This is a genomic window from Brevundimonas aurantiaca, from assembly GCF_014199955.1.
GTDB lineage: Bacteria > Pseudomonadota > Alphaproteobacteria > Caulobacterales > Caulobacteraceae > Brevundimonas > Brevundimonas aurantiaca.
Map to the genome: position 1 here is coordinate 628,901 of NZ_JACHOQ010000001.1, position 13,662 is coordinate 642,562.

9 protein-coding genes are annotated in these 13,662 nt (G+C 67.9%); 5 read left to right on the plus strand and 4 right to left on the minus strand.

The features are described from left to right. Positions 1–45 precede the first annotated feature (45 nt). The gene (locus GGQ93_RS03095; RefSeq protein WP_183215085.1) at positions 46–2,478 is read right to left on the minus strand and encodes a membrane-bound PQQ-dependent dehydrogenase, glucose/quinate/shikimate family; all 2,433 of its coding nucleotides are present in this window, start codon (positions 2,476–2,478) and stop codon (positions 46–48) included. Between the two features lie 229 nt (positions 2,479–2,707). Here GGQ93_RS03095 and GGQ93_RS03100 point away from each other — a divergent pair, with 229 nt between their 5' ends. The 5 genes from GGQ93_RS03100 (at position 2,708) to GGQ93_RS03120 (ending at position 10,849) form a co-directional block, all read left to right on the plus strand. Beyond that, the gene (locus GGQ93_RS03100) at positions 2,708–4,135 is read left to right on the plus strand and encodes an NAD(P)-dependent oxidoreductase (RefSeq protein WP_183215086.1); all 1,428 of its coding nucleotides are present in this window, start codon (positions 2,708–2,710) and stop codon (positions 4,133–4,135) included. Next, positions 4,132–8,643 (plus strand): glutamate synthase large subunit, encoded by a 4,512-nt coding sequence (gene gltB, locus GGQ93_RS03105; protein WP_183215087.1) that lies wholly within the window; start codon positions 4,132–4,134, stop codon positions 8,641–8,643. Before GGQ93_RS03100 ends, gltB begins: the two co-directional genes overlap by 4 nt. A 45-nt stretch (positions 8,644–8,688) precedes the next feature. Continuing rightward, complete coding sequence (locus GGQ93_RS03110; RefSeq protein ID WP_183215088.1) at positions 8,689–10,002, plus strand: ammonium transporter; 1,314 nt, start codon at positions 8,689–8,691, stop codon at positions 10,000–10,002. A gap of 113 nt (positions 10,003–10,115) precedes the next feature. Further along, complete coding sequence (locus GGQ93_RS03115; protein WP_152950961.1) at positions 10,116–10,538, plus strand: Hsp20 family protein; 423 nt, start codon at positions 10,116–10,118, stop codon at positions 10,536–10,538. 62 nt (positions 10,539–10,600) lie between these two features. Further along, positions 10,601–10,849, plus strand: coding sequence for a DUF1150 family protein (locus GGQ93_RS03120; protein WP_054766640.1), 249 nt, complete (start codon positions 10,601–10,603; stop codon positions 10,847–10,849). Positions 10,850–10,878: 29 nt separating this feature from the next. On the opposite strand, the gene ptsN is transcribed toward GGQ93_RS03120, so the two are convergent. The 3 genes from ptsN to rpoN all read right to left on the minus strand — a co-directional run bounded on the left by ptsN (position 10,879) and on the right by rpoN (position 13,635). Next, positions 10,879–11,346, minus strand: a complete 468-nt coding sequence (gene ptsN / locus GGQ93_RS03125; RefSeq protein ID WP_183215089.1) for a PTS IIA-like nitrogen regulatory protein PtsN — start codon at positions 11,344–11,346, stop codon at positions 10,879–10,881. An 83-nt stretch (positions 11,347–11,429) separates the two neighbouring features. Further along, entirely contained in the window at positions 11,430–12,068 is a 639-nt protein-coding gene (gene hpf / locus GGQ93_RS03130) for a ribosome hibernation-promoting factor, HPF/YfiA family (protein WP_183215090.1), read from the minus strand. Positions 12,069–12,123: 55 nt separating this feature from the next. After that, positions 12,124–13,635 carry an RNA polymerase factor sigma-54 gene (gene rpoN, locus GGQ93_RS03135; RefSeq protein ID WP_183215091.1) on the minus strand — a complete coding sequence of 504 codons (1,512 nt, stop codon included), beginning with the start codon at positions 13,633–13,635 and terminating at the stop codon, positions 12,124–12,126. Between the last annotated feature and the right edge of the window lie 27 nt (positions 13,636–13,662).

Genomic DNA, 13,662 nt, shown 5'->3' on the forward strand with positions numbered 1-13,662 from the left:
TCACGGCCTCAAGCAGCGCGAAGCGCGATCGGCCCAAAAGCAACCCTATGCTATGCCCTCGGGCAGGGCATAGGCGATCACATAGTCGCCCTTCGGCGTCTCCATGAAGTGGTGGCCGCCCGCCATGATGACGAGATACTGGCGGCCGTTCTGCTCATAGATCATCGGATTGGCCTGGCCGCCGGCCGGCAGGACGTCGGACCAGACGGTCTCGCCGGTTTCGATGTCGATGGCGCGGATCAGGTCGTCGGTCGCCGCGGCGATGAAGATCAGGCCGCCGGCCGTCACCACCGAACCGCCGTTGTTCGGCGTGCCGATCTCCAGCGGCAGGTGCGAGGGGATGCCCCACGGCCCGTTCTTGCGCGCCGTGCCGAACGGCCGGTCCCACAGGGTCTTGCCGGACCGCATGTCGATGGCGGTGATGCCGCCGTACGGAGGCTCCTTGCACAGCAGGCCCGTCCACTTCACGCGCCAGCCGGCGTTGACGTCGATGGCGTAGGGGACGCCGATCTGCGGATCGCCGGCGCCTTCCCCCTTGGACAGGCTGCCGCCGCGCACGCTCGCCTGCTGCTGCTGGGCGATGTAGCGAGGGTCGTCACGCGGGAACCAGCCCCTCTCATTGGCCTCTTCGCGCGGCACCAGCCGGTTGTAGTTGGGCATGTCGTTGTAGTTGGCGATGATCACGCCGCGCACAGGATCGACCGCCACGCCGCCCCAGTCGGAGCCGCCGTTATAGCCGGGATAGTTGATGTAGTGGTTGGTCGATGGCGGGGTGTAATAGCCCTGATAGTCGGCCTTCCTGAAGTTGATGCGGCAGAACATCTGGTCGATGGGCGACATGCCCCACATGTCCCGCTCCTCCAGATTGGGCTTGCGCAGGGTGGCGAACAGCGAAAAGGGCTGGGTGGGCGACCGCTGGCCCTGTTCGGTTCCGCCCGTGGTCGGGACCGGACGTTCCTCGACCCCATGCAGCAACTGGCCGGTGGCGCGGTTGAACACATACATGTCGCCCTGTTTGGTGGGCAGCAGCAGGGCCGGAACCACGCCGCCCCCCGTCGGGAAGTCGATTAAGGTCGCCTGAGAGCCCAGGTCGAAGTCCCAGACGTCCTTATGCACCGTCTGGAAATGCCAGCGGGGCTTGCCGGTCGTCACGTCCAGCGCGACCAGGGCGGTGGAGTATTCATTCTCGGCCGGTCGCCGCGAGCTGGACCAGTAGTCGGCGGACGAATTACCCATGGGCAGATAGACTAGGCCCAGCGCCTCGTCCCCCGTGGCCGTGGTCCACATATTGGGCGTGCCCGGCGTATAGGTCTCTCCTTCCGGCGGCAGGCCGTTGCGGTCGGGGCGCATCATGTCCCAGGCGAAACGCAGTTCACCCGTCTCCACATCGAAGCCCTGGATCACGCCCGAGGCGTTCCAGCGCTTCTGGCCGTCCAGCACCTGATGCCCCGTGACGATCACCCCGCGCACGATCACAGGGGCGGAAGTTATCGAGACCATGCCCGGATAGGGCTCGCCCATGCCGCGCTTGATATCGACGGCGCCGTTCTGGCCGAAGGCCGGACAGGGGCGTCCGGTGCGCGCATCGACAGCGATGATGCGGCCGTCCAGAGTGCCCTCGACGATCTTGGTCGCGCACGGCTCGGCCGCGTCGGCGCCGGCCCGCGCGTGATAGGTCACGCCCCGGCAGGCGGCCGTATAGGGGATGTTCTCGTCGGCGACCTGAGGATCATAGGCCCACTTCTGTCGCCCCGTGGCGGCGTCCAGGGCGAACAGTTTGTTGCGGGCAGAGCAGAGATAGACGGTGTCGCCGATCTTCAGAGGCGTGGTCTCCGCGCCCCATCGTTCTTCCGGCAGATCGCCGGTGCGGAAGGTCCAGGCCCGTTCCAGTCGACCGACATTGTCCTTGTTGATCTGCGTCAGAGGCGAATAGCGCTGGGCGCTGTCCGTGCCGCCCCAGGCGGGCCAGTCGGCGCCGGTCTTCAGCAGGGCCGGGTCGTTGTAGGCGCCGCGCGCGCCCGGCGTCGGGCTGGCGATCTGAGCGCGGTTGGCCTGGGCCACGGCGAAGCCGAACACCACCGTAAGGACCGCCAGTCCCAGGGCGCCGCCGCCCGCCAGCCGTTTGCCGCCCCGCCCCATCAGCACGGGCAGGCTAGCCAGAACCAGGAACATCAGAACCAGCGGGCCGATCAGACGCGGGACCAGGGCCCATCCGTCCAGCCCCTTTTCCCAAAGCGCCCAGACCAGGGTGAACAGGAAGGCGCCGCCGTAGATCCAGGCGCCCCGCACGTCGCGCAAGACCAGAAGCACGCCCGAGGCGATCAGCAGCAGGCCGACGATCAGATAATACCAGGAGCCGCCCAGGGCCGCGAGCTGCGCCCCGCCGAAGGCGAGGATCGCTCCGATCAGGGAGATAAGGAGGCCCAGGAGCAGCGTCAGCCATCCTCCCAGCCCAGTCGGCGTGGTCCATCTCGGCATGGAGCCCCCGTTTTCGATTGCGGTTGAGACGAGCTCAACGAACGGACGCCGCCCAGGTTCCGAATTTGGCGCCTACAGACCCTAAAGCCGTTCCAAGTGGAGCGGCGGGCGCACACATTTATCGCCACATTGCGCGCATATCTGATCATTTGTTGCGATTTTCTCGAGCAATAGCCCGTAGCGGCAATAATATTTGCCTCACACCGCCGCTTTGCTGCATATGCGAGGGATGCATAAGACCCTGAAGCAAGGCGGGACTTTCGTGGTCGAACCCCGCCGCCTGTCCAAGGCCTCCGCCGAACTGCGCACGCGCGGTTTCGGTGAAATCACGATTCCGCCCTCGACCGAGACGGCGGAGAAACAGGCGTCGCGCTGCACCGACTGCGGCGTGCCGTTCTGCCAAAACGCCTGCCCGCTTCAGAACAACATCCCCGACTGGCTGCGCCTGTCGGCCGAGAACGAGGCGCGCGAAGCCTGGCGCGTGGCCTCCCTGACCTCGACCATGCCCGAAATCTGCGGCCGCATCTGTCCGCAGGACAGGCTGTGCGAAGGCGGCTGCACCCTGAACCAGTCCGGCTGGGACGCCGTGACCATCGGCTCGGTCGAGGCCTGGCTGGGGGATCAGGCCTTCGCCAACGGCTGGGTCGAACCGATCCGTCCCCAGGCCGAACGGGGCGAGAGCGTCGGCATCGTCGGGGCGGGACCGGCCGGTCTGGCCGCCGCCGACCGGCTGCGCAGTGAAGGCTATCAGGTCACCGTCTATGACCGTCATGACCGGGCCGGCGGCCTGCTGATCTACGGCATTCCCGGCTTCAAGCTGGAGAAGCATGTGGTCCAGCGGCGCGTGGACCGTCTGATCGACGGCGGCGTCCAATTCGTCCTGGGCTGCGAGGTCGGCAAGGACGTGACCCTGACCGAGTTGCGCGACCGCCATGACGTGGTCCTCCTGGCCATGGGCGTCTACCAGCCCCGCGTCCTGTCCGCGCCGGGGCGGGGCCCGGACTCCACCGTGGCGGCCCTCTCCTATCTGACGCACCAGAACCGGCGCGACCTAGGCGACGCCGAACAGGACGGCTGGCACGAGGCGCGCGGCAAGCGGGTGGTCGTGATCGGCGGCGGCGACACGGCGATGGACTGCGTCCGCACCGCCGTCCGCCAGGGCGCGGCCAGCGTGACCTGCCTGTATCGCCGAGACCGCGAGAACATGCCCGGCTCGGCCCGCGAGGTGGTCAACGCCGAGGAGGAAGGCGTCGTCTTCGAATGGCTGGGCGCGCCCAAGGCCCTGCTGTCCCAGGGCGACCGCGTCACCGGCGTCCGCGCCGCGCGGATGCAACTGACCGAGGCGGCCCCCGGCGAGCGGCGCGACATCGTGCCCGTGCCCGGCGCCGACTTCGATATTCCGGCCGACATCGTCATCGAGGCCCTGGGCTTTTCGCCCGAGCCCTTCGCCGCGCATGAGCCGAACCTGACACTCCGCGACGACGGCACCATCAAGGTCGGCGCCGTCAGCTTCGCCACCAGCCTGCCCGGCGTCTTCGCCGCCGGCGACGCGGTGCGCGGGGCCTCGCTGGTCGTCTGGGCTGTGCGGGAAGGCCAGGACGCCGCCGCCGAGATCGATCGTTACCTGAAGACCCGCACCGAGGAGGTCGCGGCATGACCGATTGGCTGAACAAGTACGAACAGACCCGCGACCGGCTGGAAGCCGAAAACGCCTATGACCGCAGCGCCGAGCGCGACGCCTGCGGCGTGGGCCTGGTCTGCTCCATCGACGGCACGCCGCGCCGCGACGTGGTCGAATATGCGATCCGCAGCCTGAAGGCCGTGGCCCACCGCGGCGCCGTCGATCCCGACGGCCTGTCTGGCGACGGCGCCGGCGTCATGTGCGAACTGCCACAAGGCTTCTTCGCCGACCAGGTGGCCTCGATCGGTCAGTCCGTGCGGCCCGGTCCGATCTGCGTGGGCCAGGTCTTCCTGCCGCGCACGGACCTGGGGGCCCAGGACCGCGCCCGCGCCATCGTCGAGACCGAGGCCCTGCGCGCCGGCTTCTGGATCTACGGCTGGCGTCAGACGCCCATCGACCTGTCGGTCGTCGGGACCAAGGCCGGAGCCACCCGGCCCGAGATCGAACAGATCATGCTGGCCCCGCCGCTGGACGACGCCGGCCAGCCGCTGGACGGCGAGGCGCTGGAGCGTGAACTGTACCTGTGCCGCCGCCGCATCGAAAAGACGGTCAAGACCGAGAACTTGGCGGGGGTCTACATCTGCACCCTGTCCGCGCGCTCCATCGCCTACAAGGGGATGGTGCGGGCCGAACTGCTGGGGAACCTGTATCCCGACCTGGAGGATCCGCGCTTCGTCTCGGCCTACGCCGTCTTCCACCAGCGCTATTCCACCAACACCTTCCCGGAATGGAAGCTGGCCCAGCCCTTCCGCATGCTGGCCCACAACGGCGAGATCAACACGCTGAAGGGCAACCTCAACTGGATGAAGTCGCACGAGATCCGCATGGCCGCCCAGGCCTTCGGGGATCGTGACCGCGAGGTGAAGCCGGTGGTTCAGCCGGGCGGGTCCGACTCGGCCGCCCTGGACAATGTCATGGAGGTGCTGGTCCATGCCGGTCGCCCCGCGCCGATGGCCAAGGCCCTGCTGATCCCCGAGGCCTGGGCCAAGGACGATGTGGTCATGCCGCCCGAGCACCGGGCCTTCTACGCTTACTGCAACGCCGTGATGGAGCCGTGGGACGGCCCGGCCGCCATCTGCGCCGCCGACGGCCGCTGGATCGTAGCGGGCAAGGACCGCAACGGCCTGCGCCCGCTGCGCGCGGTCGAGACCGTGGACGGCCTCTTGATGGCCGGGTCCGAAGCCGGTCTGGTGCCCATCCCCGAAAGCCGGGTGAAGCGGCGCCTGCACATAGGCCCCGGCAAGCTGATCGCCGTCGATATGAAGCATGGCCGGGTCTATGACGAGCATGAGGCCGTCGACGCCCTGGCCGCCGCCCACCCCTATACGGAGTGGCTGGACAATATGGTGGATCTGGAGCCGATCATCGGCCCCGGACCGGAACCGCGTTCGGCCTCCGGCGAGGATCTGACCCGCCGCCAGATCGCCGCCGGCTACAGCCGCGAAGATCTGGATCTGCTGCTGGACGCCCTGGTGCGCGACGGCAAGGAGGCGGTCGGCTCCATGGGCGACGACGCCCCGCCGGCGGTTCTGTCGGCCCTGCCGCGCCCGCTGAGCCACTATTTCCGCCAGAACTTCAGCCAGGTGACAAATCCGCCCATCGACCCCCTGCGCGAAGCCGGGGCGATGAGCCTGAAGACCCGGTTCAAGAACCTGGGCAACATCCTGGCTCAGGAAGAGGCGCAGACGGACGTCTTTGTCCTGGACAGCCCCGTCCTGACCAACGGCATGTACGAGCGGATGGTCGCGACTGTCGGCGCGGGTTCGACCGTGGTCATCGACTGCAGCTATGACGTCCCGGCCGACGACGCGCGGCCCGGCGCGGGACTTCGCGCCGCCCTGGACCGGATCATGGACGAGGCCGAGGCCGCCGCCCGCGACGGCGCCGCCCTGATCGTGCTGACCGACCAGCAAAGCTCGGCGACGCGACTGGCGGCCCCGATGATCCTGGCCACCGCCGGGGTTCACGGACGCCTGACCGCGGCGGGTCTGCGGACCTATTGCTCGATCGTGGTCCGCACCGCCGAGACCCTGGACCCGCATGGGTTCGCGGTTCTGGTCGGGGTCGGCGCCACCACCGTCAACGCCTGGCTGGCCCAGGACCTGTTCCAGGAGCGTCTGGACCGGGGTCTGTACCCCGGCCTGACCCTGCGCGACGCCTGTCTGAACTACAAGAAGGGCATCGAGGCGGGCCTCTTGAAGACCCTGGCGCGCAAGGGGATCAGCGTCATCTCCGCCTATCGCGGCGGATGCGAGTTCGAGGTGCTGGGCCTGTCGCGGGCCCTGACGGCCGAGTTCTTCCCCGGCGCCCCGTCGCGCATCTCCGGCATCGGTCTGGCGGGTCTGGAGCAGGCGGCGCTGAAGCGGCACAAGGTCGCCTGGGGCGAGGCCCAGCCTTCCCCCGCCATCGGCGGCTTCTTCAAGATCCGTGCGGGCGGCGAGGCTCACGCCCACGAGGCCAAGACCATCCATCTGCTGCAGGACGCCTGCAACCGGGGCGACTACCGCCGGTTCAAGCAGTTCTCGGAAGCCGTCAGAAACCAGCCGGACCTGTCGCTGCGCGACCTGCTGGACTTCCGCGAAGGGACGCCGATTCCCATCGATCAGGTCGAGAGCGTGTCGGACATCCGCCGCCGCTTCCTGACACAGGCCATGTCGCTGGGCGCCCTCGGCCCCGAGGCGCATGAGACGCTGAACATCGCCATGAACCGCATCGGCGCCCGCTCGGTCTCGGGCGAAGGCGGCGAGGATCCCGAACGCTATCACCCGCGCCCCAACGGCGACGACGCCAATTCGGCGGTCAAGCAGGTGGCCTCGGGCCGGTTCGGCGTCACGGCCGAATATCTGAACCAGTGCCGCGAGATCGAGATCAAGGTGGCCCAGGGCGCCAAGCCCGGCGAGGGCGGCCAACTGCCCGGCTTCAAGGTGACCGAGTTCATCGCCCGGATGCGCCACGCCGTGCCCGGCACGACCCTGATCAGCCCGCCGCCGCACCACGACATCTATTCGATCGAGGATCTGGCCCAGCTGATCTATGATCTGAAGGCCATCAACCCAGACGCCAAGGTGACGGTGAAGCTGGTGTCCGCCTCGGGCATCGGGGCCATTGCGTCCGGGGTGGCCAAGGCCAATGCCGACGCCATTCTGATCGCCGGCCACAACGGCGGCACCGGCGCCTCGCCCCAGACCTCGATCAAATACGCCGGCCTACCGTGGGAGATCGGCCTGGCCGAGGCCCATCAGGTGCTGACGCTGAACAATCTGCGCGGCTCAGTCACGCTGAGGACCGACGGCGGGGTCCGCACGGGCCGCGACGTCGTCATCGCCGCCATGCTGGGCGCCGAGGAATACGGGGTCGGCACCGCCGCCCTGATCGCCATGGGCTGTCTGATGGTGCGCCAGTGCCATTCGAACACCTGCCCCGTCGGCGTCTGCTCCCAGGACGAGCGGCTGCGCGAGAAGTTCACCGGCACGCCGGACAAGGTCGTGAACCTGTTCACCTTCATCGCCGAGGAGACACGCGAGATTCTGGCCTCGATCGGCGCCCGGACGATGGACGAGATCATCGGCCGCACCGACCTGTTGCGTCAGGTCCGGCGCGGCGGGGCGCACTTGGACGACCTCGATCTGAACCCCCTGCTGGTTCAGGTGGACGAGGGCGCCGCCGGCAAATGGGCGGACAAGGGGCGCAAGCCCATCGCCGACAGTCTGGACGCCCGGGTGCTGAAGGATGCGGTGCGGTTCCTGGATCGGGGCCAGACGCTGGAACTGTCCTATCCGCTGAACAACACCCAGCGGACGGTCGGCGCCGCCGTCTCGTCCGCCATCGTGCGGCGTTTCGGTTCCCAGGGTCCGGCCGGACGGCTGAAGCTGCGTCTGGAAGGCATCGCCGGCCAGAGCTTCGGCGCCTTTGCGGCCAAGGGGCTGGAACTGCATCTGACGGGCGAGGCCAACGACTATGTCGGCAAGGGTCTGTCGGGGGCCGAGATTTCGATCCGCACGCCGGAATGGCGCGAGGATCAGCTGATCTGCGGCAACACGACCCTGTACGGGGCCACCTCGGGCCGGCTGTTCGTCGCCGGCGCGGCGGGCGAGCGGTTCGCGGTGCGCAACTCGGGCGCCGAAGCCGTGGTCGAGGGCCTGGGCGCCCACGGCTGCGAATATATGACCGGCGGCCGGGTGGTCGTGCTGGGCTCGGTCGGCTGGAACCTGGCGGCGGGCATGAGCGGCGGCGAGCTGTTCGTGCTGGACCAGCCGGGCCACGCCGAGCGCGCCCTGAACGGCGATCTGGCGGGCGTGACCGACATCGACGCGGCCGCGGCCGAACGACTGCGCGAACTGGTCGAGGCGCACCTGGCCGCGACGGCTTCGCCCTTGGCGCGGCGCCTGTTGAGCGACTGGGACAACACGCTTGACCGTTTCGTTCGCATCGTACCGCTCACGGACATTGTCAGGGCGGAGGAACGGCTTAAGACTTCGGCCTGAAGCCTGGTTGCGCCGTTCCTTCCTCTCCTCCCCGAGACGCCTGAAATGACCCGAACCGCCGCCCTTTCCGCCTTCACCGCCGTCGGGGCGGCGTCGCTCGCCTCACCGGCCCTGGCGGCGCCCGCCCTGTTGGCCCACCAGGCGCCGCTGGCCATCGACAATGCGGCGACGGCCTGGATTCTGACGTCCACCGCCCTGGTTCTGCTGATGACCCTGCCGGGCCTGGCCCTGTTCTACGGCGGCATGGTCAGGAAGAAGAACATCATCAGCGTCATCGCCCAGTCGGCGGCGGCCTTCGCCCTCGTCTCGGTGCTGTGGTTCCTGGTCGGCTACAGCCTGTCGTTCGGCAAGGGGCCCGACGCGGTCAACGGTCTGATCGGCGGGGTCCAGTCGGCCTTCCTGAACGGGGTGACGATGCAGACGGCGCACAGCCTGCTGCCGGGCCTGCCCGAACTGTTGTTCGTCAGCTTCCAGATGACCTTCGCCATCATAACCCCGGCCCTGATCGCCGGCGCCTTCGCCGAACGGATGAAGTTTTCGGCCAGCCTGCTGTTCTTCGCCCTGTGGCATCTGATCGTCTATGCGCCGATCTGCCATCAGGTCTGGGGCGGCGGCTATCTGGGCGGACTGGGGGTGCTGGATTTCGCGGGCGGGGCGGTCGTTCACGTCAATGCGGGCGTCGCCGGCCTGGTCTGCGCCCTGGTGCTGGGACCGCGCCACGGCTTCGGCCGCGACAACATGGCTCCCGCCAATCTGGTCTATAGCGCCATCGGCACCGGCCTGCTGCTGGTCGGCTGGATCGGCTTCAACGCCGGGTCGGCCGGGGCGGCCGACGCCCTGGCCGCCACCGCCGCCTTCAACACCATCCTGGCCGCCGCCGCCGCCGCCCTGGGCTGGATGGCGATCGAATGGTTTGACCGCAAGCGCCCGACCCTGCTGGGCCTGCTGTCGGGCATCGTGGGCGGTCTGGTCGCCATCACCCCCGCCGCCGGCTTTGTCGATCCCAAGGGCGCCTTCTTCATCGGCCTGATCGCCGGCCCGGCCTGCTACGCCGGAGCGGTCTGGCTGAAGCACGCCCTGAAATACGACGACAGTCTGGACGCCTTCGGCGTGCACGGGATCGGCGGCATCGTCGGCGCCCTTTTGACCGGCGTCTTCGCCACCACCAGCGTCAACGCCCTGGCGGAGGGGGCGACCGTGTGGAAACAGGCGGTCGGCCTGGTCGGCGCAATCGCCTGGAGCGCGGCGGGCACCTTCGTGGTCCTGATGATCTGCAAGTTCACCACCGGCCTGCGCGTCGCCAGGGACGAAGAGGTCGAGGGACTGGACTATACCCAGCATGGCGAAGCCATCCACTGAGGTCATGGACAGGGGCGGTTGATCCTGTCCCCGTTCACCCCCATCTTCATCTGTGACCGAAGGTCTTGCCGTTTGCGGGAGACTGTCGGTCGGTCGCTTTTTCGAGGACCCAGATGACGACGACCCGCACCGTTCTGTTCGACAGCCCCTTTCTGCTGGGCTTTGACCATACTCGCGCCCTGATCGACCGCGCTGCAAAGGCCGCCGCCGAGAGCTATCCGCCCTATAATGTCGAGCAGATCGCCGACACGGGCGTTCGGATCAGCCTGGCTGTCGCCGGCTTTTCGCCAGACGAGCTGGCCATCACGCTTGAGGGGCGTCAGCTGATCATCGCCGGCAAGCGCGACGAGGCCGGCAAGGGCGAACAGGCCTTCCTGCATCGCGGCATCGCCTCTCGCGGCTTCGTCAGGAGCTTCGTCCTCGCCGACGGGCTGGAGGTTCAGGGCGCGCGGCTGGAACACGGTCTGCTGCACGTCGATCTGATCCGGCCCGAGGCGGAACGCCAGGTGCGGCGCATTCCCATCACGGCGGGCTGAAAAGCGCGGCCGTTCGAACCGCCCGGCGATCCGGGCGTTGTGAAATCAAAGGAGGCGGTCCTATGACGCCGATTATGACCAAGGAAGATTTTGCGGGCCTGGGCGCCCCTGACCTCGTCTATGTGCGCGAGGTGAAGGCGTCCGACCTGCTGGAAGAGGCGGTCGAGATGAAGGACGTCGCCTTCGACCCGAACCAGTCGCTCTACGCCGTCCACAGCGCCGACGGCGAACGCCTGGCGGTGATGCTGGACCGCGACACCGCCTTTGCGGCCGCCGTCGCACACGAGCTGGAGCCCGTCTCGGTTCACTGAGCGGAAATGGAAGAGGCCGCCGCCTGCTGTCAGGCGGCGGTCGCGGGAGCGTCGTCCTTGACGAACAGGGCGCGGACCGCGTCGGCGGTGTGCGCCTGACGCAACTGCTCCCTCAGCTCGGCTGAACGCAGGGCGCGAGACGCCGCGGCCAGCGCGCGCAGATGCTCGGCCCCATCCTTGGGCGGAGCGAACAGGGCGAACAGAAGATCCACCGGGCGATCGTCGACGGCGTCATAGGCGACCGGCGAATCCAGGCGCACGAAGACGGCCGTAACCCGATCGATCTCCTTCAGCCGGGCGTGCGGCACGGCGACGCCCGACCCAAGGCCGGTCGAGCCCAGGGCTTCACGCTCCAGCAGGGCTTCGAACACGCGGGTCTGATCCACGCCCATGGCCTGGGCCGCCGCCTCAGCGACCGCGTGCAGCGCTTGCCGCTTGGAAGAAGCGCCGCCGCGCAGCACTACGCCGTTGGGCGCCAGGAGGTCTGCGATATGCATTGTAGCCGACTCCAGACAGGCGAATGGCTGTCGCGGGCGCCCCTTTAGAGGCTCCCGCGACAAAGTCAAACGCGGCTGTTCACCTAGTGGCCGTTGGTCTTGCCGGTACGTTCGGGGTCGATCCAGCCGACATTGCCGTCAGGACGGCGATAGACGACCGACAGACCGCCGTGGGCGGCGTTGCGGAACAGGACGACCGGATAGCCCGTCATGTCCAGCTCGAGCACGGCCCGCCCCACGGTGATGGTGCGGATCTCATGCTCGGTTTCGGCGATGACCATGCCGACCGGGGGCGGACCGTCGCTGTCGCCGGCGTCGCCGAAGACGTCGTCCTCCACGCTGTCGGGATCCCGCAGCACGATGCTACGGGCGACTTCGCGCGCGGCGTCTTCGGTCTTTTCAGGCGACAGACCCTTGGGTCCGATATGGTGGTCCTTGAGCCGGCGCTTATAGCGGCGGACGCGCTTTTCGAGACGGTCCAGCGCCTCGGTGAAGGCGGAGTGGGCGTCGCCGCCCATACCCGACGTCACCAGAGTCTGGCCCGACGCGAGGCGGACCCAACAGTCCACCTTGAAGCCGTGGCCGTCCTTGGACACCACGACCTCGGCGTCGTCACCGCCGCGGGCGAAGTATTTTCCGACCCCTTCTTCGAGTTCCTGGGAGATGCGCGAGCCTAACGCTTCGCCGACATCCACTTGCTTGCCGCTGACTTGGACTTGCATGCGAATAGAACGCTCCCGCTCGCATTTGGTGTCAATCGGGATCACCGATTTGTGGTCACGCTTGGCAGGCGCCCCTAACCATTCTGCGACGCTCGACGGACGACGGAATTCTCAAGGCTTCCCGATACTTGGCGACTGTTCGGCGGGCGATGTCGATGCCGGTTTCCTTAAGGATTTCGACGATTCTGTCGTCGGACAAAATGTCCCCCCCCAGGCTCTCGCCGTCGATCATGGTTTTTATCTTATGACGGACGGCTTCGGCCGAATGGCTGGCGGCGCCGTCGGTCGATTGGATGGCGGCGGTGAAGAAGAATTTCAGTTCGAACACCCCGCGCGGGGTCGAGACATATTTGTTCGAGGTGACGCGGCTGACCGTCGATTCATGCATGCCGATGGCGTCGGCCACCGTCTTCAGATTCAACGGACGCAGGAACTCGACCCCGAAGGCCAGGAAGGCGTCCTGCTGACGCACGATTTCAGAGGCCACCTTCAGGATGGTCTTGGCCCTCTGGTCCAGCGACTTGACCAGCCAGCTGGCCTGGGCCGCGCATTCGGCGACGAAGGTCTTTTCCGTTTCCGACCGCGCGCCGGCCTGGACCAGTCCATGGTAGCGTTTGTCGATCAGCAGGCGCGGCAGGGTGTCGGCGTTCAGTTCGACCCGCCAGCCGCCGGCGGGATCAGGCCTTACATGGACGTCGGGGACCACCGTCTGGGCGGGTTCGCCGCCGAAGCCGGCGCCGGGTCGCGGCGTCAGGCCCTTCAGCTCGGCGATCATCTCGTTCAGATCCTCGGCGTCGACGCCGCAGACCTTCTTCAGCCCCGCCATGTCCCGACGCGCCAAAAGGTCCAGATTGTCCAGCAGGGCCGCCATGGCCGGATCGAAGCGATTGCGCTCGATCAGCTGCAGCTTCAGGCATTCGGGCACGGAACGGGCCATGACGCCCGTCGGCTCGAACCCGTGGCAGACGGCCAGGACCGCCTCGATCCGCGCCAGATCGACCCCCAGCCGATCGGCGAACTCCGCCAGTTCGCCGCGCAGATAGCCCCCTTCGTCCGTCGCATCGATCAGGGTCAGGGCGATGCCGTGGTCGGCCGGCGACAGGCCCGCCGAAGAGGCCTGGGCCTGGAGATGCTCCCACAGGGTGGGTTCATGGGCGTCGGGGCGCTCGCCGTCGCCTTCGAACACGACGCCGCCCTTGCCGGCGCTGGACCAGTCCGACAGGCCGGGCTGAGCCTCGTCGACCAGTCGGTCGCTGGTGCGTTCCCCAGGCGCCGCGTCGCCATAGACGTCGTCGGAACCGGCGTCCATCGCGGCGACCGAATCCTGGCCCACCCCTTCGCCGAAAGACATTTCCTGATCGGCGACGGGATCGGCCGCCTTTTCGGGCGCGTCGGCCTCTGCGCCCTCGGGCTCGTCGCGTTGCAGCAGCGGATTGCGCTCCAGCTCGGCCTCGACGAACTCCTCCAGCTCGAGATTGGACAGTTGCAGCAGCTTGATCGCCTGCTGCAGCTGGGGCGTGATGACGAGCCCCTGCCCCTGTCTGATCTCTAGACGCTGCCCGATCACGTGCGGTTTTCCTGCGGGCGCGAAACT

Coding starts and splice junctions, on each gene's coding strand:
- hpf (WP_183215090.1), bottom strand. CDS start 12,068: ATGCAAGTCCAAGTCAGCGGCAAGCAAGTGGATGTCGGCGAAGCGTTA.
- GGQ93_RS03115 (WP_152950961.1), top strand. CDS start 10,116: ATGACGACGACCCGCACCGTTCTGTTCGACAGCCCCTTTCTGCTGGGC.
- GGQ93_RS03100 (WP_183215086.1), top strand. CDS start 2,708: ATGCATAAGACCCTGAAGCAAGGCGGGACTTTCGTGGTCGAACCCCGC.
- GGQ93_RS03110 (WP_183215088.1), top strand. CDS start 8,689: ATGACCCGAACCGCCGCCCTTTCCGCCTTCACCGCCGTCGGGGCGGCG.
- GGQ93_RS03095 (WP_183215085.1), bottom strand. CDS start 2,478: ATGCCGAGATGGACCACGCCGACTGGGCTGGGAGGATGGCTGACGCTG.
- ptsN (WP_183215089.1), bottom strand. CDS start 11,346: ATGCATATCGCAGACCTCCTGGCGCCCAACGGCGTAGTGCTGCGCGGC.
- gltB (WP_183215087.1), top strand. CDS start 4,132: ATGACCGATTGGCTGAACAAGTACGAACAGACCCGCGACCGGCTGGAA.
- GGQ93_RS03120 (WP_054766640.1), top strand. CDS start 10,601: ATGACGCCGATTATGACCAAGGAAGATTTTGCGGGCCTGGGCGCCCCT.